The organism is Kutzneria sp. CA-103260 (assembly GCF_018263855.1).
Lineage (GTDB): Bacteria > Actinomycetota > Actinomycetes > Mycobacteriales > Pseudonocardiaceae > Kutzneria.
Genome location: NZ_CP073318.1, coordinates 7,349,401 through 7,371,173 on the forward strand (window position 1 = coordinate 7,349,401; position 21,773 = coordinate 7,371,173).

The window sequence follows — 21,773 nt, forward strand, 5'->3', positions numbered from 1 at the left end:
GGAATGCGAAGCGGTCAAGACAAGGGCGTGTCACACCTTTCGTTTGACCACTGAGCGAACGGGTTCGACTGTAACGAGGAAGAGCACGGCCAGAGAGAGGCCAACTGGCTGGCCCCTGGGCGTGGGCCACCACCACCCGACGCCGGCCCGACCGGACGTGAACCGATCCCACGCGCCGCTGACATCGATTGCGCAGGCTGGCAACCATGCGACCACGACAACAGACTCGACCGCCGCGGTGCGTGACCACGGGTGCCGCAAACCCGTGTCGACACGACATGGACCGGCTTCGCAGGGCCAAGCGCCTGGCCTCTTGTTGATCTAGAAATCGCCGAAGACAATCCTTGGACATCTCGCGCAACAGTGACAGCAGAGGACTGAAGCACCGTGAAATCGACCAACGCCACCGAAGCGCACTGGGACTCGGAATGGCCGGACGAGGGCACGGTCGCGGTCCCGGCGACATACCTGGTGAATTGGGCCGAAGTCGCCGAGGTGATCGGAATCGTCGCTCTCAGGTCGGCGCTGGCCGTTCTGGTGGCGCTGGGTCACGGGCCGGTGCGCTACAGCGAGTTGTCACGCACGCTGCACATGGACAACAAGCAGCTGAGCAGGGTTCTCCGTCGCCTACGGGAAGCGCAGATCGTGGCCAGGGAGGTGAACGGGGTACGAAGGCCGATTCAGGTCCGATACCACCTGACCCCGTCCGGGCAGAACCTCATGGCGATCCTCGCCGAACTGGAGTCCTGGCGCCTCCCCCGCGGGTGACGGTCATGCCCACCGGCACAGCGGGGCGACGCCCACTGGCCGCGCGCCCGTCGCGACCGCACGGCGGCACACCCCGACGAACAGCAGGTCGACGCGAGCTCGCCCCGCCCCTCACCCCCGGCGCCACCTGGCCGGACACCGTGCGCCGGGGGCCAGCCGGATGGCCCCTTCCGTCGGCAAAAACCTGTCAGCAAACTGATCATCGCAAATACGCCGACAGTGATTTGTCAACAAGGAGTCACGAGGTTGTTCGACCAGACTCGACCGGTCTCACGCGACGATCACACTCAGCACCGTGCGACGACAAAAAGCGGGGCACCCGACGCCGGGCGAAAGGAAATGAACCACATCCGCGCGGCGGTGGGCGCTCTTCTCCGCCGACTCCCACGGGTGGGTCCGGACCGCGACCGTCTCGCAATTCTCACACACGGCGTCGTCTCGGAAATCGTGGAGATCCCCCGGAAGGCCGCACACGCGGTCGCCCTGTCCGGAACCGACTCCCATCTCTTCTCGATCAGCACACGCGGTTCGGCCGCGGTTCACCCACACGACGGGAGCGCCACGGTCCGCGACGACGGCCGTCCGGCGGACATCGCCGACTCGAGCAAATCCAGCTCCTCGGCCCCATGACCGCCAGGCCGCCACGCATTCTCCGGCGTGTTTGCGACGAGCACCAGCCCGCGGCGACAGGCGTTCGCAACCCAATGCCTCACATTCTCCCAGTCAGGTTAGCGATCGATCCTCGCCAACAAAAGGGGCCAGACTCGAACGGCGGCCAAAAACCCATCGTTCGCGACAACTAAACAAAACCGACCGCGTCATCGGCCGAGAGTGGACAGAAAATCACCCCGCGGCCCCTTGCGATCACCGACGCGAGACGACAGTGTGAGATCACAATCACCATGAATGGCATTCGAATCCGGCGTGGCCGACCACACAACTCCCCGATTCGGTTCGATTCGCCGCGCACGAGGCCGGCAGTGCGGGTGATTGGATCGCACGACGCGACTCGACAACGCATTTCACACCGTTTCACACCAAGCGACAACTGCCGATGGCAGGGCGGCCGTCGAAGCCGCCCACAGAGGAGCCCCACCATGAACTCAACGCATCCGGCACACCGCCGCAAGCTTCCCACCGCCACGTGGTCCGTGCTCGTCGCGGCACTCACCATGGGAAGCCTGGCTCTGGTGCCCGGCCAGGCATCGGCCGCGCCGCAGGCGCCGGAACCGCCCGCCGGGCCGGCGGCGGCCCGCTCCACCACCGTGGCCCTGACCAGCAACGTGGACTGCACGCTGGTGCGCACCGAGGCGCGACTGGACAGCGGCACGTGGACCACTGAGCCGCCGCTGGTCATCAACCCGCGGAGTCGCGGCGAATGGGGGTCGGAGTCGAACCAGTTCCTCCGGGGAACCGAGGGGACCGCCAGCTACATCGCCGCGGGCTGCACGGATCCGACCCTCAACGCCAAGCCGATCAAGGTTCACTGGAAGAACCCGTACTTCGGCAAGAACGACTACGACGCGACCGGCACCGATCCCCAGTTCCAGGTGTCGTGGCTCGCGTCGGGGAGCAACACCGATCGCGTGATCTTCACCCTCGACTACGCCAGCACCCGCACCAGTTAGTCGGTCGGACCCGGTAGCGCAGAGGTCGACCCCGCACTGCTTCCGCGGTGGCCTCGGGGATTCGCCGGGATCGAACCCCCAGGCCACCGCCGCGGTCAACCGGATCCGGTCACGGGTCGACCGGACGCGTCGGTTCGGCGGCGGCGCGCCAGCGTTTCGCGCGGCTCGGCCGCGACCAGCGCGCGGTCAACCCGAACAACAGCACCGTGTCGAGTGCGATCATCAGCACCGCCCAGACCGGATACGCGCCGATCCAGAAGACCTGCGAGATCGCGTGCAGGCCCACGATCACGATCGCGAGCAGGCGTGCCCACTCCGACAGCGTGAGCAGGCCGACTCCGACGGCGACCAGGACCGCACCGAAGACCAGCAGCACCAGTCCCCAGGTGATGACGGTGTCGACCAGGTAGAGCCGGTCCTCCACGACGACCACTCGGCCGCGCCGGCCCAGCGCCACGAGTCCTTCGACGACATTGACCGCGCCGGTCACGATGAGCAGCACACTCGCGAACACGACCCAACCCGGTCCGATCTCCTCGGTGGTCATCTCCACCCCTCCTTCCTTCCCGCCAGGCGCCCGTTTTCACGGAACGCGCCAGTCGTGCGGACACGGCCCCGCGGTCGTCCGGGCGCGGGCCGCGCCTGCCGCCGAAACGAACGTAGGACACGTAAACCGTTGCCATCTGGCGCATGCGCGCCAGCGACACGGATTCCCCAGGCGCCGGGGATGCTCGCGAACCGTTGAACGTCAAGACGTTCGACGGTTTGTGCCCAAAATCCGAATCTGAGGGTTGTTCGCCATCACCACAGCGATCGCCGAAGCCCGCCGCACGCCGCCAGCCCGCTAACGACGAGCACACCGCGCGCACAACCAGGCGAACGAGCGAGGCCGTCGTCATCACCCCGCCGAACGTGTTGGACCGATCGGAAGTCCTTGCCAGAGCAGGGTTTCGCGTGGTGCGCGATACCTCGCCCGAACCGGCCCAATTATGGCAGTATGTATCATTATGGCCCGATGCCAAGAAGGCGCGTCCCCGACGAACATCCCCGCGGATTTGGCCGGCTTCGTCGGTCGCCGACGCGAACTTGCCCAGGTCAAGCAGTTGTTGTCGGCGTCGCGACTGGTCACGCTCACCGGGGTCGGCGGAGTGGGCAAATCCCGGCTGGCCCTACGGGCGGCCGCCGGTGTGCGGCGTGCCTTCCCGGACGGAGTGTGGCTGGTCGAGTTGGCCGAGCTGCGCGACGCCGCGCTGTTGCCGCAGACGGTGGCGAGTGCCATCGGCTTGCGGGACCAATCGCCGCGCCCGCTCCGGGTCACCTTGGCCGACTGTCTGGCCGATCGGCGCCTTCTGCTGTTATTGGACAACTGCGATCACCTGCTGGCCGCGTGCGGGCAACTGGTGTACGCGTTGCTCGGCGACTGCCCGAAACTACGCGTCCTGGCCACCAGCCGTGAACCGCTGGGCATCTCCGGCGAGGCCGTCTGGCCGGTGCCGCCGCTGTCCGTGCCGGACCTGACACAACCGCAGGAGAAGCGGGGAGAGCGCCGATACGAGGCCGTGGCGTTGTTCATCGATCGCGCCGCCGCGACGGTCCCGGAGTTCCGTCTCACCGAGGACAACTACCTCTCGGTGGCAGGTATCTGCCGCCAGCTCGACGGGATTCCGCTGGCGATAGAACTGGCCGCGGTGCGGCTGCGGGTGCTCTCGCCGCAGCAGATCCTGGACCGACTGGCCGACCGCTACTCGTTGCTGGCCGGCGCCACCTGGGACCGGGCGTCACGGCACCAGACGTTGCGCAGCTGCATCGAATGGAGCTTCGAGCTCTGCTCGTCGGACGAGCAGCTGCTGTGGGCCCGGCTGTCGATCTTCGCGGGCAGTTTCAAGCTGGAGGCGGTGGAAGCGGTCTGCGCCGGCGAGGGCCTGCGCACGGAGGACATGCTCGACCTGGTCACCGGACTGGTCGACAAGTCGGTCCTGGTGACCGACAAACACGGGTCGGACCTGCGCTACCGGCTGCTCGACACGCTCATGGAATTCGGGCTGACGAAGCTGCGCGACCGCGGCGAGGAGATTCGGCTGCGCCGGCGGCATCGCGACTACTACGAGCAACTGCTGCTGCAGGCCGAACGGGAGTGGCTCAGCCCGCTGCAGGAGTACTGGCTCGCCCAGTTGGACCTGGTGCACGCCAATATCCGGTCCGCGCTGCGGTTCTGCCTCACCGAACCGGGTGAGGCGGAATCCGCGTTGCGGATGGCGGTGAGTCCCTGGCGCTTCTACTGGTGGTCCCCCGGCAGGTTCAGCGAGGGCCGGCGCTGGCTCGACCGGGCACTGGCCCAGGCGAGGGAACCGAGTGTGTATCGCGCCCGGGCACTGCTGCTGGACAGCCAGTTGGCCGTCGTTCAGGGTGACTTCGACATCGGCCGGTCGCTGCTGGTCGAGGGCAAGGCGCTCGCACAACAGCTGGGCGACGCCGACAGCCTGGGCCGGCTCGGCTACGCCACCGGCCATCTCGCGCTGTGGGGCGGCGACGTGCCGGCCGCGATCATGGCCTACGAAAAGGCGCTGGCGGCCGGGTCCCCGGACCTGAACCTGCGAGTCGACATCCTTCAGTCGCTCCTGGTGGCCGTGGCCGTCGCCGGCGACGCGCGGCGCGCGCGGACCTGCCACCAGGAGGTCATGGCGATCACCGAGCCCAACGGGGAACGCCGCCACCGGTCACACGCGCGGTGGGCGTTCGGACTGTCCGCATGGCAGCAGGGCGACCTGCGGCGGGCGACCGAACTGCAACACCAGAGCCTGCGGCTCAAGCGCGGGCTGAACGACGTCCAGGGCACGGCGTTCTGCCTGGAAGCACTGGCCTGCATCGCGTCCGCGGAGCATCGGGAGAGCAGGGCTGCGACGCTGCTCGGCGCCGCCGAGGCACTCTGGCAGTCGATGGGCACCTCGGCGGCGTCGTTGAAGCCCTTCTTCGACTACCACCTGGACTGTGAGCGGGACGCCCGTCGCGCGCTCGGCGGGAAGAAATATGAGGCCGCCTTCCGCGAGGGCGGCAGGCTCACGTTCGACGAGATGGTGGCCTGTGCCCTTGAGACGCAGCCAGTCGCGACCGCGGCGCCGTCCGCCGCCGGCGCGACACCGCTGACCCTGCGCGAGCGGCAGGTGGCCAAGCTCATCGCCCGGGGGGCGAGCAACGAGGACATCGCGGGCGCGCTCATCATCAGCCAGCGCACGGCCGAGGACCACGTCGAGCACATCCTGGCCAAACTCGGGTTCGCCTCGCGCATTCAGATCATTTCCTGGTACCTCGAACACCAGGCGCCCGTCCTCCCGGACTAGAGCCCGCGTCGAAGTCGGCCAGAGCCACTCGTTGACCGCGGCCATCGGAATGGTCACCTTGATCCCGCGGCCGCGCGGGTGGGCGCGATCGGCCTTCGAGGTGCAGGCCCTGGCCGCCAGCACACGCTCAGCGATGGGCCCCGGCGACTCGGCCGGCAGATCCCCTTTTTCCGTGCACCAGCGGCATGGTGACGCACGGCAGCGATCGTGGCGTCCACGCCGGCATCCCCCGTGACGGCTCCGGCCGGGCCTGGACCTTCTCCGACCGATTGGCGCAGTGCGCGACGCCCGTGTCCGACGTCGGCCACCGCTCACCGGATCATCGGCAGTGTCGACCACTCACCGTAGTAGAACCCGCCCGTTCGGCGACAACAGGTAGTTCTCCCGTGTTGTCGCCCCGGTCATGTCGGGCACGCTCCACTCCGCGCGACGCTCACCAGACACGCCCAGTGACGCGATCAGGCGCACACCGGGCGTTCACCGCGGCATCACTTCCACTAGGTGTCCACACCCGCGCGGCCCGACGGCTGCCGGGCATGGAATGACGGAAGGCATGGGCTGTCCGATGAAGGACCCGAACACGATGACAGCGAGGGACGACGACCGCCTCGCTCGGGTGATGGCGGCCGTCCGGGCGCTCGCCCGGGCCGAGGGCAGGCCGGTCGCGGTCCGACACGTCTGCCAGGCGTGCGCGTCGATGGTGCGCGCCGGCGGGGTCGGGCTGTACCTGATCGGGGATCTGTGGGCGGGCGAGCCGATCTACGCCACCGACGTGGTCAGTGAGCGGATCATGGACATGCAGGTCACGGTCGGCGAAGGACCGGGAGTCCAGGCCCTCGACGGGCTCAGTCCGGTCCTGGCGCCCGAGCTGACGGGAATTCCCAGCCAGCGCCGCTGGCCGCTGTTCGCCCCGGCCGCGGTCAAGGCCGGGGCGTCCGCGATGTTCGCGTTCCCGTTGGTCCAGCACGCGATCCCTGTCGGCGTCCTGGAGGTCCACCGCGTGGTCGAGGGCGACCTGTCCGGCGACGAGATCACCGACGCGCTGTTGTTCGCCGAGGTGGCGGTGTCGTTGTTGGCCGACCTGGTCGAGCCCGACTCCGACGACGTCGAGGAGTTCGCGTGCAGCGTCGGCGCGCGCTGGGGAGAGATACACCGAGCCATCGGCGTGGTGTCGATACAGCTGGAATCCGGCCTGACCGAGGCGTTCCTCAGGCTGCGTGCCCGCGCCTTCGCCGCCGACCGGCCGCTGTCGGAGATCGCGGAAGACGTGCTCACGCAGCGCATGCGGTTCACCCCGTGACGGTGGCGCCGGTGGCCGCCGGCGAGGCTGACCGAGCAGCGACAGGCTGAGCAGCGCGCGTTCAGTGAGCACGATCTATCCAAAGTGGACTACATCTACCCGTGGGCAGACCATGCCCGCACCCAGTTCGCCTTGCGCGACAACACATCCGTCCCAACATCACATCCGTCCCGACATCCGATCATGGAACATCCGGACAAGACCCACGTGCGACGACGACCGCCAAACGAGCATCGATCGCTTGCGCTGCGACGACTTCGAGGGTGTCACCGCTCGAACCGGCCAACGGCGGTCGAGAACATGAGGACTTATCAGAAACGGTGATCCACCTTGGCCAGTATGCGGCAAGGACCACTACACGCCTTGCCGATTCGGTTCTTTTCTGCTGCCGGTCCGCTAGCGTCGCACCGGTACCGAAAAGGAGGTGGCCTCACCAGATTGCGCGTCCACGTCGCGACCCCAGGACCCAGGATCGCACATCGCGCGTGAATAGTGCATGGACATATGCACACATGGCCGACGATGGCGTACAAGGACAGGGAAACGCGAACCGATATCAGTGCGGATATCAGTGTGCCCGGACCATAGCGGACAACACGGAGATGTCATGCCGAAGCGTCACAAGCTACTGGTTCTCATCATGACCGAAGCTCTCATGGCCGCGATCGGCGCTATGCTCGAGACGGCCGCGCGAGTTATGGTTTCGACCAGCTCCGTCCAGGCCCACCCCACGAAATCCCCTTGCCACACGCCGATCGCCCGGTCCAGCTGGAAGTGCGTGAACGTCGCCCACGGCAACGAACCGCCGGCTTCCCGTAGGTAAATCACATCCGCTACACCGAACGAGTGTCGCCATCGCTGGGCCGCTCAGCGGAAAGCGATAAGCGGCTGAGCGGGTGATGCTGACCGCACGGCGACGGCGTGGAGTTGCATTTCCTCTCCGGCCAGGTCCATTCTGGCCTCAGCTGGTGACGACCACCACGTCGCACCGCAGGTCGATGAAACATCATGGTGGAGCCAGGAGTGCGAATCCGCTGCGGCAACCGTGAGACGCCGGTAATCGACTACTCAAAGCATTTCATCCAGCCGAGGATCATCAGTGACATGACCGTCCCCAACGTGACCGAACCACGCAAGCGGTTCGCGTACGACCTCACCCAGCGAGGACTGCTGCGGGACCCGCAGCTGCACGCGGCGTTCGACCAGGTGCCGCGCGAAGCCTTTCTCCGCCACTTCTTCCGGCCGGCGCTGGACGGAACGTCCTACGACACGGTCGACTTCCGGCATCCCGCATGGCTGGACATGGTGTACAGCGACCGCGCCTGGCCCATCCAGCTCGACGGTCGCGTCTGCGCGTGGGAGCTTCCGCGTGGCTGTCGGTCGATCAAGGGCTTACCCACCAGCACAAGCACATCGCCGAGTCTGGCCGCGATGATGATCGAGCAGCTCGAGCTGCGCTGCGGGCACCGCGTGCTGGAGATCGGGACCGGCAGCGGCTACACGACGGCCGTGCTCTGCCACCGGCTCGGCTCTCCGCTGGTGACGTCGATCGACATCGACCCGGCGCTGGTCGACCGGGCACGTGCCCAGCTGGACAGCTGTGGCTACTACCCGGCCCTCGGCATCTCCGACCAGGTCAGCAGCGACCCGGGCAACGACCCCTACGACTGTCTGATCGCCACCTGCGGCGTGCCCGCGATACCGGCCGACTGGCTCGGACAGGTCCGCCCCACCGGCGTGATTCTCGCGCAGATCTACCGGGAACTCGGCGTCAACGCGCTCGTCCGCCTCACCGTCGACGACGAGCGCTCGGCGCGGGGCTTCTTCCTGCCGTATCAGGGTGGCTTCGCCCCGACCCGGTCGTACCGGCCGGTCGACCCGGGCCAGCGCTTCCGGCGCGCCATCCACGAACACGGCACGGTCCGCCCGACCGAGCCGGAACTGGCGCTGGCGCTGCCCAACCAGACGGCGTCCCTCGTCATGCTCGCCGGACTGCTGATGCCCGGGGTGGCTCGGTTGGACCTTCGGCCGCTGTCCCGTGAGCCGCAGACCTGGCTGTTCCACCCCGACGGCTCATGGGCGTGCCACAACACCAGGAGCCACACCGTCGAACAGCACGGTCCCCGCCTCCTGTGGGACAACGTCGAACGCATATACCGCGAGTGGTGCGCCCTCGGTCGGCCGTCGCGCGAGCGCTTCGGGCTCACGGTCACCACCGAGTTCCAGTGGCTGTGGCTGGATTCTCCCGGCAGCGATCACCAGTGGGTGTTGCCCTGAGTGGGACCGCACGCGTGACGCGGCACGGACTTCGCCCGCCGACCACCACCATCGTCCTGGAGAAGGGAACCGATGCCACCGCAGTGGCAGGGCCGGCTGCCCGGCAGCGCGACGAACTTCGTGAGCCGTCGTCGAGAGCTCGCCGCCGCCCGCAAGTTGCTGTCGACCAGTCGTCTGGTCACGATGACGGGCGTTTCGGGCATCGGCAAGTCCCGGCTGGCGCTGCGCCTGGCGATGGATGTGCGACCGGCGTTTCCCGACGGCGTCTGGCTGGTCGAGCTGGCCGGATGTGACAACGCCGAGCTGCTCGCCGAGACCGTCGCGGCCGATCTCGACGTGGACCACCGGGGCGGGTCACCCGTCGTGCACACGTTGTCCGCGTTCCTCGCGGACAAGAGGATTCTGCTGGTGCTGGATCACTGTGACGGGCTGCCGGCCGCGTGCACGACGCTGATCCGAGCATTGCTCGCGGCCGCGCCGCGGCTGCACGTCCTCGTCACGAGCCGGAACGCGTTGCGGCTGGGCGGCGAGCGCGTCTTCCCGGTGCCGCCCTTGACGGTGCCGCACCTGGACCGGCTGCCGCCCGCCACCGGGCTGAATCACTACGGAGCGGTTCGCCTCTTCGCGGCACGGGCGACCGCGGCCCAGCCCGGATTCGTCGTCGACGAGAGCAACTGGGCCGACGTCGCCTGGATCTGCCGGCGGGTGGACGGAATTCCGCTGGCCGTCGAGCTCGCGGCCGCGCAGTTGCGCGCGATGCCGTTGCGCCGGTTGGTCGACCTGCTCGACGCGCACTTCCGCGAGCGCACCAAGGCGGTCGAACTGGCTGCGCCGCACCGGTTGCGGCCGCAGCCGGTGATCGACTGGGTCTTCGATCTGTGTTCGCCGGCGGAACGCCAGGTGTGGAAGCGGTTGTCGGTCTTCACCGGCAGCTGCGACCTCGCCGCCGCCGAGGCGGTCTGCGGAGGCGAGGACGTCCGCGTCGACGAGGTGGCCGGCATCGTGACGAGCCTGCTGGACAAGGGAATCGTGCACCGCCGTCAGGACGGCACCACGGACGAGGGGATCCGCTACCAGCTGCTCGCCCCGATGCGCCAGTACGGCCTGGAGCACCGGTCCAGGCCCACGCGGCGGCCGGATCCGAGGGTCCGTCACCGCGACCACTACCTGAGCCTGGTGACCGTCGCCGGCACGGACTGGTTCAGTTCGCGCCAGGCGCTGTGGAGCGACCGACTCCGCAAGGAACGCGACAATCTGCGGACCGCGATCGCCTCCTGCCTGACCGAACGCGGCAAGTCCGCGCCCGCGCTGCGGATCACTTCGACATTGCTGCACTTCTGGCTTGTCACCGGCGAACTGCACGAGGGCCGGTACTGGCTCGACCGGGCGATCGCGGCCGACCCCTCCCCCACCGCCGAGCGCGCCAACGCCCTGTCCGCACGGGCCATACTCACGACGCTGATGGGCGACGCGCCCCAGGCCCGGTCGTCGCTCACGGAGGCGGAGGAACTGGCGCGGCGACTGAACGATCGGCGTTCGCAGGCGTACACGCAGCTGGGTCTGTCGATGCTGACCACCCACCGGGGCGACCTCGCCGGCGCCGTGATCCTCGCCGAGAAGGCCCTCGCGGGATTCCGCGACACCGACGACCTCGCCGGGGCGCACGCCGCCCTCTCGCAGCTGGCCGTCGACGCGGCGCTGCTGGGCGACTCCACCGCGGTCGGTCGGGCCGAGGAAGGTCTCGTGCTGTGCATCACGAGGCAGGCCGCCCGCGCCATGCCGCACGCGCTGTGGGTCGCGGCGTTCGCCGCCTGGCGGCGCGACGAGTTGCGGCGGGCCACCGCCCTGGCCCAGAGCGCACTGCGACTGCTCCGTCCGGGCAACGATCGACTGGCCGTCGCGCTGACGCTGAAGCTGTTGGCATGGACGGCGATCGGGCAGAACCAGCACACGAAGGCGGCCCGGCTGCTCGGCGCCAGCTCCTCACGTTGGCTGCCGGCCGAACTGGCGGTGGTGCAGTCGCAGCACTACGCGGCGTTCGACCACCGATGTGAGAACGGATCACGTCAGAGCCTGGGGGACCACCAGTTCGCCACCGTCTACCACCAGGGCGCCCAACTCGGCATCGATCAGGCGATCGGCTACGGCCTGGGCATGCCGGCGGCCGACCGGCCGCCCGCCGAGTGGACGCGCCCGCACGGAGCACGCTCGCTCACCCAGCGGGAACGACAGGTCGCCGAACTGGTCGCGCGGGGCATGCGGAACAAGGACATCGCGGCCACCCTGCTCATCGCGCGACGCACGGCCGAGGCACACGTCGAGAGCATCCTCACCAAGTTCGGCTTCACCACCAGGGCCGAGATCACGGCGTGGATCGCCGGAACCGAATGATCCGACAATCCCTCGTTTCCCCGCCGCACGTGCGCGGCAACGCCCGGCGAGCGAGTAGGTAGTTCTCCCGTAGCCCGCCCCGGCGACGCACGACACACTCACACTCGCTCGTGCATGCGGGTTCACTCGATATTCAGCAGTCAGCGAACGAGGTCATGACGACTGACACTCGACAACAGCAGTCTGGCCGAGGTCGGTGGCATGGCGGCGAAGCGTTGGCGGGTAATGGCCTCTGACGCGATCCCGCCATCAAACGTCATTCCGAGGATGGTCATGTCCCCGTCACGATCTCGCTTACCACTATCCAACCAACCGATGAGACCACCGTTTCATCCTGTAGAGACGAGGGATCATGACGGCTGAACAACACCGCGGCCACAGTCGGCCACAGTCCGGCTGGCGGGCCACGCTGGTGATCACCCTCGGCGTGCTGACCGCCTCCCTGCTGACCACGGTCGTTCCGGCGACCACGTCCGCCGCCCCCGTCGCGTCAAGCGGCGCCGAAGTGCCCGGCGCCCGGCCGGCGCCGTCCCACCGGATCACCCTGGTGACCGGCGACGTGGTGACCTACACCGCGCCCGCCGACACCGCGCCCTCGGCCACGGTCGAGCCGGCGCCCAGGTCCGGACCGTCTCCGGTGTTCTCCATCGGCTCCGGACCCAACGGCTACTACGTGATCCCGTCCGACGCGTCCCCGTACGTGGCCTCGGGGCTGCTCGACCGCGAGCTGTTCGATGTCAAGGAACTCGTCGCCGAGGGACTCGACGACTCCTCGGTCAGGACACTGCCGTTGATCCTCGGGTACGGGGACCATCCGTCCGGCGACACCCTTTCCCGCCGGGCGCATTCCCTGCCCTCGGCGGACAAGGAGCTGCCGCTGCCCAGCGCGGAAGCGGCCGCGGTCCGGGTCGACCGGGGCGGTCTCACCGGCTTCTGGCAGGCACTCGTCGGCGCGCAGGGGGACTCGCGGTTCAGCCCGCACACGCCGACCAGCCACATCAGCACCGACCACATCAGCAAGGTGTCGCTGGACCGCCGGGTCCGAGCCAGCTCGGACCAACAACAGCAGCCAGGCGCCCAGCAACAAGCCACCCAGCAGAAAGCCACCCAGCAGCAAGGCACCCAGCAGATCGGCGCGCCCGCGGCGTGGGCGGCCGGACTGGACGGCGCCGGCGTGAAGGTCGCCGTGCTGGACACCGGCATCGACACCAGCCATCCCGACCTGGCCGGCCGGGTCGTCGACGCCGCCAACTTCACCTCGGATCCCGACACCGGCGACGGTTTCGGCCACGGCACGCATGTCGCCGCCATCCTCGCCGGCTCGGGGGCGGCCTCCGGCGGCCAGTACCGTGGTGTGGCCGACGGTGTGCAGCTGCTCAACGGCAAGGTGCTCGACAATGACGGCTACGGCACGGAATCCAGTGTGATGGCCGGCATGCAGTGGGCGGTCCAGGCCGGCGCGCGGATCGTCAACATGAGCCTCGGCGCCGGCGTGACGGACGGCACCGACCCGCTCAGCACGTTGCTGGACAACCTCACCGCACAGACCGGAGTGTTGTTCGTGGTCGCCGCCGGCAACGACGGCGCGGCCATGCAGGTGGAAACGCCGGCGGCGGCGGCCTCGGCGCTGGCGGTCGGCGCCGTCGACTCGTCCTACCACATGGCGAGCTTCTCCAGCGCCGGACCTCGCCTGCAGGACGCGGCGGTCAAGCCGGAGGTGACCGCGCCGGGCGTCGGCATCATCGCCGCCCGCGCGCACAACACCTCGCTGGGCAGTCCTGTCGATGACAAGTACACCAAGATGTCCGGCACCTCCATGGCCACCCCGCACGTGGCCGGCACGGCGGCGTTGTTCGCGCAGTCCCATCCGAGCTGGCACGCCGCCGAGCTGAAGGCGCTGCTCACCTCCAGCGCGAAGGACACCGGCGCGCCGTGGTATCAGCAGGGCACCGGCTGCGTCGACGTGCCCAACGCGATGGGCAGCGCGGCGCTCGGCCCGCCCGCGGTCTCGCTGGGACGACTGTCCAACAAGGACGGCAAGACGACGCGCGCGGTGACGTACACCAATCTCACCGACAAGCCCGTCGAGCTGTCCGTGGCCGTGTCCATGAACGAATGGGACGGCGACCACGCGTCCGCCGGCTCCGCCCGACTGGACAAGACATCCGTCGCCATACCGGCCAACGGCCAGGCCACTGTCAACCTGGCCGTGGACACCGCGGCCGGCCCCACCGGTCCCTACGGCGGCGCGATCACCGCGACCACTCGCGACGGCGTGCCGATCCGCAGCGGCGTCAGCTTCTACTCCGAGTCCCGCACGTTCCCGCTGACAGCCACCGTGACCGACTCACGCGGCGCTGCGACGACACCGTCCGGCGCACAGCTGACCATCACGCGCGACGACTACGACTGGGCACATCCCAACGCCAACGATCCGTTCATCCCGCCGGTGCTCGCGATGCCGTTGACGAACGGCACCGGCACCATCCAGGTGCCCGCGGGCAGGTACTCGACATCGACGGTCACGATGGAGCAGGACACGACCATCCGGCGGGCGAACCTCCTGGTGGCCGCGGAGACCACTGTGGACGGACCGACGACCATCTCGCTCGACGCGCGCAAGGCCGTGCCGGTCGGCGCCTCGACGGGGCAGCCGACGGATCTGCAGGAGCAGTTCGTCTCGGTGCAGCGTGATCTGCCCAACGACCTGCTGCCCGCGTCCAGTGCCTTCCTCGCTCCCGCGATGGGATGGCAGACCTATGTGACGCCAACCGCCCCGACGCGGCGCGGATCGATCTCTGCGGCGGATCGGTTGACACTGAGCCAGTCGGTGGTGGACATGGAGGTGCGCACACCGAGCCGGGTGGCGCTGCATCCGCTCTACGACCCGGCCGGTGTCACCGGCAAACTCCCCACGGAGGCGGTCGCTTCGCCGGCGTTGGTCGGATCCCCGAACGCGGCGGACTTCGACGCGGCCGCCGTCAAGAACAAGCTCGCCGTGGTGGGCCTCACCGTGCCACCGGGCACGGCGAACCCGAGCACCTACCTGTGGCAGGCGGTGCAGCAGGCGGCGAGCGCGGCAAGCCAGCGGGGTGCTCTCGCCCTCGTGCCGTACGTCGACGCCGCGGACGCGTTGCCGATCACCGGTCTGAGCGGCGCCGCGCTCCCCGTGCTGTCGCTCAGCGGAAAGGAAGGACGGCAGCTGGCCGAACTCGCCAAGAGCGGAAGCAGCACGCTGTCACTGCGCACCAAGGCGCGGCCCGACTACATGGACAACCTGTTCTTCCGCGACCGCAACGGCATCTCCGCGGACCAGGTTCGCAAGGTCGACCACGCGAGCATGGTCCAAGTGCCGACCCGGTACCACGGCGACCGGCCCGACCTGCTGTTCAAGAAGCAGTGGTTCGCCTTCCCCACCGACAACCCGTTCGGCATGGCACTGACCGGAACGCTGCTGCGTGGCCCCTCCTCGCTGACCGAGTACATCGGGCCGGCGGACGACCACGTGTACTGGAAGCGGGCCGTGTCGGAGTTCGCCCCCGACGCCGCGGGGAACCCGGACCGGTCGACGATGTTCAGCCTGTACTCGAACGACGTGTTCCGCGGCGCCGGCCTCCGGCCGGTGGAGGACTGGTTCGAGGCGCCGATTCATGGCGGCGGTGCGCAACAGAGCGCGTCGCCGGCCAACGGCGCGGCGCCGGTGCTGTGCGCCCTCTGCCTCAGCGACACGGGGCGTTTCGTGCCGGCGTTGCAATGGATGGACTCGACACCGGGCCACACGGTCGACCCCTGGCAGAGCGGGCAGTACCTGCCTTCGGTGCATCTGTTCCAGGACGACAAGGAGATCCCGGCCATCGGCGGCCTGCCCATCGCCGTGCCCGAGTTCGCGCTGCCGAGCAGGAACGCGACCTACCGTCTCCAGACCGTGGACAGCCCGCCGTCGACACCGGCGTTCGGGTGGCCGAGCACGGCGATCCAGCGCACGGCCACCCAGACCACCACGTCGTGGACCTTCCGGCCGCGACAGCCGGCCGGCCCGCTGGCACCGGGCTACCGCTGCCTGCAGGACTGGTCGGCATGTGCCTACCAACCGCTGCTCCAGGTCAACTACGACCTCGGCCTGGACCTGCTCAACCAGGCTCCGGCCGGCCGGCCGCACACCTTCGATGTCACCGTCGGCTACCACTCGGAGGCTCGGCCACCGGCCCAGGTCACCCAGTTGCAACTGTGGTACTCGACCAATGACGGCGGCAGCTGGCAGCAGGCGGCGGTGAGCGGCGGCGCGGGCCACTACCACGTTCACGTCACCAATCCGGCCCTGGGCGCCCTCGGGACGACCGGGTTCGTGTCGCTCCGGCTGGAGGCGTCGGATCTGGCGGGCAACCGGATGAACCAGACCGTGCTGCGCGCCTACGCGCTCACCGACAAGCCGGTCGAATGACACGTCTCGAAGGAGAATGGCGGGCCTAGCGACGAGCGTGACGGGTGGTGCCACCCCTGCCGGGCACCACCCGTCCGCACCCCGTGACCAGCCCGGGGTTGCCGTCCCCGATCCGCGAGGGGTTTACAGATCGAAGACAAGACCGGTGGCCAGCCGTAGCCTGCACTGGTTCACGAACGTCTTCCGGTAGTCCACGGTCGCCCCGTCCCACGTCCCGGTGGCACTGACGGTCACCGGGTCGTACAGTGCGGAGCCGGCCCCGCACACCCCCCGCACAGGATCGCCGGGAAGTCGGTCGAAGTCACCCGCCGCGGCGGTGATGTCGCGGCATGCCGCCTGGGCGTGCGGATGATCCCCTCCGACGGGATCGCACCGGAGCAGGCGCGTCTGTCTCCGCTCCTTGTCACCGACGCCCGTGACCGCTGTCAGCTGCACATACTCGGTATAGGCCGGTCCGACGGCGTGCGGAACCGCGACTGCCGGCCGCTCCGCCATGACTCCACTCACGAGCACGATTGACGCAAACAATATTCGACACACCATGCCACAACTCCCCAAACCTGTTCACCGTCACTACGGCATCCACGCCAGGAGCACCGGAGCACCATCTCTTCGGCCGAGGGTGGCACCTCTCACACATCTTCACCTGAACGGTCGGCCAGGGATCGCGATCGTCCACTAATCTGGCCACCGAGCGACCCAAACCTGGTCAGCATGGCGCTTCCGCGTCAAATGTCAAGGAATGCATCAGCCATCTATCACAGCGCGACAACTACCACCGCAAACCACCCGGGCCACCAGCCGCCGAACGGATGAATAATCGAAGTGAGCGCGGTGACGCGCCGACACCGACCACTACACCATTTCAGTGACAAATGCCCGATCCCACCACAACTATCCGATATTTACCCATGTAGAATCGATTCAGCGCGCGAACGCGACGCCGAATCGCGTGGCGGCCCCCTGGTTAGTGGAGCGCGAACAGGGCAGCCTAATTTGTGTGACGACTCCAACGCTCAGCCGACCGCTCGGAGAGGACGCGCCAGGAGCACCCAGGCCGCCGGCGGATGCAACCACGCCCGCTCAGAAGGTTCCATCCTCCGCTTACTGGATGGAATGCATCCGGATACGGCAACAACTGGTCCGAGTGGCGGCTCGACGATGCACCGCACCCACCGAGCCCGAAGACATCGTACAGGAGGCGATCATCCGAGGCGCCGAGTTCGATCGACTGGACATGGACCGCGTTCCCCAGTTCCTCACCAGACTGGTAACCCGCCTATGTGTCGACGAGGCCCGCCACAATGCAATCGTCAAGAAGATGGCCAGCCACCCCCGACTCATTCCGCAAAGCGCAGACGATCTCGTGGATGTCGTGTGCGACAACGCGGAAGCCCAGTGGCTCGCCGCCCGCCTGGAGGCATTTTCACCGAAGGACCGAAAACTGGTTCTGATGTTGACGAGCGGATTCACCCGGAAGGAGATCGCCGAAGAACTCGGCACTACGCCGCAGGGCACGCACTCCGCGCTCTACCGAATCCGCAAGAAGATGGTCGAGCGTTATGGGTGAGCGCCACCGGCGCCACGCCTGGTTCGACGGAGCGGCGAACCCTCAGCTCGCGCAGGCCGTCGAGCAACCACGACGCCAGCTCTCCGGCCACAACCACCGAATTTCCATGGTCGCTCAGGCTGGACACGCACGTCGTGGCGGTCAACGCCGACAGCGGCGCGCTCACGGTCAGGATGAGGGCGAGATGCCAACCGCGGGACGCCAACCTGACCATGGCGCCCATCGACGCGGCGACGGCCAGCAGGAGTTCGATCAGCAGCAGCGCGGTGCCCGTCTGCCCCATCGTCGCCGAGGTCCCTGGATCGGGCGGCATGAGCCGCCGTTGCTCGGCGACCCCCAGTTCGAGCATCTCGCGAAACGGGCGACCGCCCCGCCCCGGCAGGCCGCCACCGTCGCGGTGTGGCCGGGTGAAGTCTCGAACAGCGTCGGCGGCGAGCGACACCACGGCCGCGGCCAGCATCGAGACGATCGCGAACGCGGCGCCACGGCCGACGAGCGCGGCGTCGAGGCCGCCGACGAGCATCGCGGGCGACACCGCCGCGGCGATGGCCGGGAGCGCGTCGCCGACACGGACGATCAACGGCGCGCCACAGGCCGACAGCGCCAAGGAACCGAGCAGACCGCGCAGCGGTCGGCAGAACATCGTCGTCCTCCAAGGAATGTTCATGTGATCACCAGGGTGGGAGCGGCGCGGTCGGTACGCGCCGCTCCCACCTCTACTGCGTCAGCTTTCGGGTGAGGTGGTCTGCTAGAGGCACACCCCGCCGCCCAGGATCACCGAGACCCAGATGTGGTCGCACCCATGGCCGCACCCGTGGTCGCAGGGGTCGCCGCAGCAACCCGGGGCCGACTCGATCCCCTGAAGCGCGAGCACGTTCTCCATGTGGTTTTCTCCTTCTTTGAATGGGAAATCCGCCAGCGTCACGCGCTGGAGGTCAGTGGGCCGGCGCGATCCGCGCCGAGCCGTTGGGCCCCTACGACGAGCGACTGGGGCGCCTAGAGGAATGGCAGCAGCGTGCCTTCGCCACCGCCGGCCAGGGTCATCGCGCGCAGCACTCCCGCGCTGCCCGTCGCGAAATCCATCGACAGGCGCAGCGAGTGGCTGCCGGGAAAGGCCAGCGCGCCCAAATAGTCGGTGGCATGCAGGGAGACCAGCAAAGACCGATGACGGTGCAGGGCCCGCTCGGTGTCGGCGTCCGCGCCACGACGCAGCAGAACCGCCAACGCGCCGAGCATGCCGGCACGTCCCGCGAACAGTCCGGCCTCGGACACGAACTCGGCGTGGCACGACCGTTCCAGCACCGGCAGGTCCGGCGCGCATGCCGCCTCGGGCAGGTATCCGACGATCATGTCGCCGACGAGCGCGAACCCGGCCGAGCCGGCGGCGAGGCTCGACGACGTGCGCCGGCGCGCCGACACGGGTGACGATCCGTCGGATCCGTATCCGCAGTTGCCGAGATCACGGCACAGCGCCTGTTCCGCGAGTCGCAGCCAGGGCCGAGCGAGCGTGTGCTCGTACAGGCGTAGGAAGAACAACGCCGGTCCGGTCCAGCCGCGCAGCAGCCCGACGGCGGCGTTCGAGCGGGGCTTCGTCTCGGCGAGTCGCTCCGCCAGCCGCTCGCCGATGGCCATCGCGTCCGCGGTGAGCGCCGCGTCCCGCCAGGTCCGGCCCAGGTGCAGAAGGTTGAGGCCGATGCCGGCGAGGCCGCCGCCGAGCCGGTGGTCCCGGCTGGCGCGGACCAGCGGCGCCGCCGCCTCCACCAGTGCCGCCGCCTCCTTCCGGTGGCCGAGGAAGTCCAGCACGTAGGCGATGCCGTGCGCCCCGTCGTAGAAGCCCGGACGCCGCACCGGTTCACGGCGCACCGCGTCCAGCAACCACTGCTCGTACTGGGGATGACGGCCGCCGCCGCTGACCGCGACCGTGTGCAGCACGCCGGCCGCGCCATACGCGAAGCACGTGCCGCCGAGCGAGAACTGCTCGATGTCGCCGGGGAACAGCCGGTCCTGTCGCTCCGGCGTCGCACTCGCCCTGATCGCCTCGACAACGGAGTCGCGCAGTGCCACCCAGTAGAATTCGGGCAGCGCGCCGCCGCCGTGCACGACATCGGCCACCATGCAGTCGGATTCGCCCGGTCCGCACGCGTCCGCGACCGGTCCCGCGGGCAGCAGGGCGGCCTGGCGCGGGTCGAGTTCGGCGAGCAGGTCCTCGACGTAGCCCGCGGGCAGCGGAAACCGTCGCCGGACGAAGTCACCGTGCGCTCGCAGCTTCGTGGGAGCCAGTGCGGTCAAGGTGGTCATCGGCAGGAACATCCACAGTCGCAACGCCGCGAGCGCGTAGTCGTCGACCGCGAACCCGATGCGGTCGGCCGGTGCGCCGAACCCGGGCGCCCCGAACGCCGGCCGGCGCCGCCGGGCGCCGACGTCGAAGGCGAGCTCGAAGTCCACCAGCGAGACGGAGTCGTCGACGTCGACCAGAATGTTGCCCGGGTGCAGATCGGCGAAGACAACGCCCCGGTCGTGGATTTCGGCCAGCAGCTTCTCGACGTCGGCCAGCACGCGCAGCGCCCGACGGGTGTACGAGTGCAGCTCGCGCGACGAAGCCTCACGTTGGTGGCACGGGTACTCGTCGGCCTGCCACTGGGCCAAACTCCGCCCGGGGATGTGCTGCATCACGAGGAAGTCGTGCTCCCACATCGCCAGGTAGTCACGCAGTTCCGGCACACCGGCGAGGCCGGCGAGGCGATCGAGCATCCGACCCTCGTGGTAGAGCCGGTGCACCGCGTCCGTGCCGTCCCACTCCAGGGCGGCCAGTGGCCGCGCCTCCTTCAACACGACCAGATCGCCGCCGTCGGTCGGCCGGGCCAGGTAGACCCCGCCGCCGTTGGAGAAGTGCAGCGCCCGGTCCACGCGGTAGGGGTAGTCGACCGTCGCCGCTCCCTTGCGCACTTCGAGCTGGGGTAACAGGATCGCGGGCAGCGACACCCAGTCCGGGGGGCGGAACACCGGCTCTCGCCGGTCGGGGACCAGCCGGCCGTCGGGCCGGCGCAGGGCCGGCACCGGCCGACCCCACTCGTCGGACGTCCACATCTCGACGAAGGCTCCGTAGCGCACGTACAACGGTCCCTCGTCGTAACGCAGGTCGGACAGGATGTACGGTCCGCGTTCGCCGACGAGCGCCAGCGAGAGATCGACGAGGATCCGGGCCAGCTCCTGCTCGTCGACCGGGTAGATGGTGACGAACTTCCCGCTCGACTCGCGCGGCGCGTACTTCGAGTTCCGCGCCACCAGAGCCTTCTCGCTGGTGATGAACTTGAACGGCACGCCACGCGGCAGGCAGTAGTCCGCCACCGTCGCGAGCACTCGTGCCGCGTTCTTCGGCACGGCCGAGACGTGCACCTTCCAGCCCTGCTCAGGCCCGCTGTGCTCGGCGGGGCGCAGGACGGACCAGACACCGAATTGAGAACGCTCCCATCCAGGCGGACACGAGCGCGCCGGCACATCGAACGAGTCGTGGTCACCCCCCCAGTTCGCCGGGGTTTCGTAGAACTGCGGATCCTCAAGGCAGAAAGCCTCGTAGCGCATATCCATCCAAAAACCTTCTCTTCAACGGCGAATGCCCTGACAAGGACCCGGGCGCCACCGCGTGAGCAGTTCCACAAGAACGCGTGCCGCAACCGACCTCGGCAGGCGAGGACATGCCCCGCGACCAACCGCGCCCTTCGTTCCCCCACGAAGCACAACGGGTGCAACTCTCGCAGATGAAATTCGTTTCACACGCCTGCCATGCGGGTGAACCGGCGCTCGCGGCCACACGGGGGACACCCGCTCGCCGTAAACCCCGACGCGACCGCCACCCGACGACGAATCAATGGAAACGCCCAGACCACGGCACATGCGTCACAGGCCGCCACAATTCGGCAACAACATGAATACTATTCACGAATAACATGAAGGATCTTCGTATTAGCCGACCGATTTTGCGCGCCCATTGACCCGAACAGCAGTTGACCAATCACCCTCGCGGCCGTTGCCGCACACCCTGAGTACCGTCAACATGAAC

General features: G+C 68.5%; 12 protein-coding genes. 8 read left to right on the forward strand and 4 right to left on the reverse strand.

The features are described 5' to 3' along the window. The first annotated feature begins 387 nt into the window (after positions 1 to 387). Positions 388 to 768 (forward strand): winged helix-turn-helix transcriptional regulator, encoded by a 381-nt coding sequence (locus JJ691_RS32310; RefSeq protein ID WP_211763366.1) that lies wholly within the window; start codon positions 388 to 390, stop codon positions 766 to 768. 1,097 nt (positions 769 to 1,865) lie between these two features. Next, a complete protein-coding gene (locus tag JJ691_RS32315; RefSeq protein ID WP_211763367.1) occupies positions 1,866 to 2,396 on the forward strand; it encodes an aegerolysin family protein in 531 nt (176 codons plus the stop codon). A gap of 109 nt (positions 2,397 to 2,505) precedes the next feature. On the opposite strand, the gene JJ691_RS32320 is transcribed toward JJ691_RS32315, so the two are convergent. After that, positions 2,506 to 2,943: a DUF7144 family membrane protein gene (locus tag JJ691_RS32320; protein WP_211763368.1), complete on the reverse strand. Its 438-nt coding sequence runs from the start codon at positions 2,941 to 2,943 to the stop codon at positions 2,506 to 2,508. Positions 2,944 to 3,451: 508 nt separating this feature from the next. On the opposite strand from JJ691_RS32320, the gene JJ691_RS32325 reads away from it, so the two are divergent. The 5 genes from JJ691_RS32325 to JJ691_RS32345 all read left to right on the forward strand — a co-directional run bounded on the left by JJ691_RS32325 (position 3,452) and on the right by JJ691_RS32345 (position 16,143). Beyond that, positions 3,452 to 5,734, forward strand: a complete 2,283-nt coding sequence (locus JJ691_RS32325; RefSeq protein WP_211763369.1) for an ATP-binding protein — start codon at positions 3,452 to 3,454, stop codon at positions 5,732 to 5,734. Between the two features lie 583 nt (positions 5,735 to 6,317). After that, positions 6,318 to 7,034, forward strand: a complete 717-nt coding sequence (locus JJ691_RS32330) for an ANTAR domain-containing protein (RefSeq protein ID WP_211763370.1) — start codon at positions 6,318 to 6,320, stop codon at positions 7,032 to 7,034. Positions 7,035 to 8,138: 1,104 nt separating this feature from the next. Further along, positions 8,139 to 9,311 (forward strand): rRNA adenine N-6-methyltransferase family protein, encoded by a 1,173-nt coding sequence (locus JJ691_RS32335; protein WP_211763371.1) that lies wholly within the window; start codon positions 8,139 to 8,141, stop codon positions 9,309 to 9,311. A 72-nt stretch (positions 9,312 to 9,383) separates the two neighbouring features. Further along, positions 9,384 to 11,702: an ATP-binding protein gene (locus JJ691_RS32340; RefSeq protein WP_211763372.1), complete on the forward strand. Its 2,319-nt coding sequence runs from the start codon at positions 9,384 to 9,386 to the stop codon at positions 11,700 to 11,702. Between the two features lie 352 nt (positions 11,703 to 12,054). Continuing rightward, the gene (locus tag JJ691_RS32345) at positions 12,055 to 16,143 is read left to right on the forward strand and encodes a S8 family peptidase (RefSeq protein ID WP_211763373.1); all 4,089 of its coding nucleotides are present in this window, start codon (positions 12,055 to 12,057) and stop codon (positions 16,141 to 16,143) included. Between the two features lie 123 nt (positions 16,144 to 16,266). Here the strand turns inward: JJ691_RS32345 and JJ691_RS32350 are convergent, their stop codons facing one another. Then, positions 16,267 to 16,638 carry an SSI family serine proteinase inhibitor gene (locus JJ691_RS32350; protein ID WP_211763374.1) on the reverse strand — a complete coding sequence of 124 codons (372 nt, stop codon included), beginning with the start codon at positions 16,636 to 16,638 and terminating at the stop codon, positions 16,267 to 16,269. A gap of 616 nt (positions 16,639 to 17,254) precedes the next feature. Here JJ691_RS32350 and JJ691_RS32355 point away from each other — a divergent pair. Then, positions 17,255 to 17,713, forward strand: coding sequence for a sigma-70 family RNA polymerase sigma factor (locus JJ691_RS32355; protein ID WP_211763375.1), 459 nt, complete (start codon positions 17,255 to 17,257; stop codon positions 17,711 to 17,713). Here the strand turns inward: JJ691_RS32355 and JJ691_RS32360 are convergent. Both JJ691_RS32360 and lanKC read right to left on the reverse strand, forming a co-directional pair. Next, the gene (locus tag JJ691_RS32360) at positions 17,646 to 18,356 is read right to left on the reverse strand and encodes a hypothetical protein (protein ID WP_211763376.1); all 711 of its coding nucleotides are present in this window, start codon (positions 18,354 to 18,356) and stop codon (positions 17,646 to 17,648) included. The two genes, JJ691_RS32355 and JJ691_RS32360, sit on opposite strands and share 68 nt — an antisense overlap. Positions 18,357 to 18,709: 353 nt before the next feature. Continuing rightward, entirely contained in the window at positions 18,710 to 21,301 is a 2,592-nt protein-coding gene (lanKC, locus tag JJ691_RS32365) for a class III lanthionine synthetase LanKC (protein WP_211763377.1), read from the reverse strand. Positions 21,302 to 21,773 lie beyond the last annotated feature (472 nt).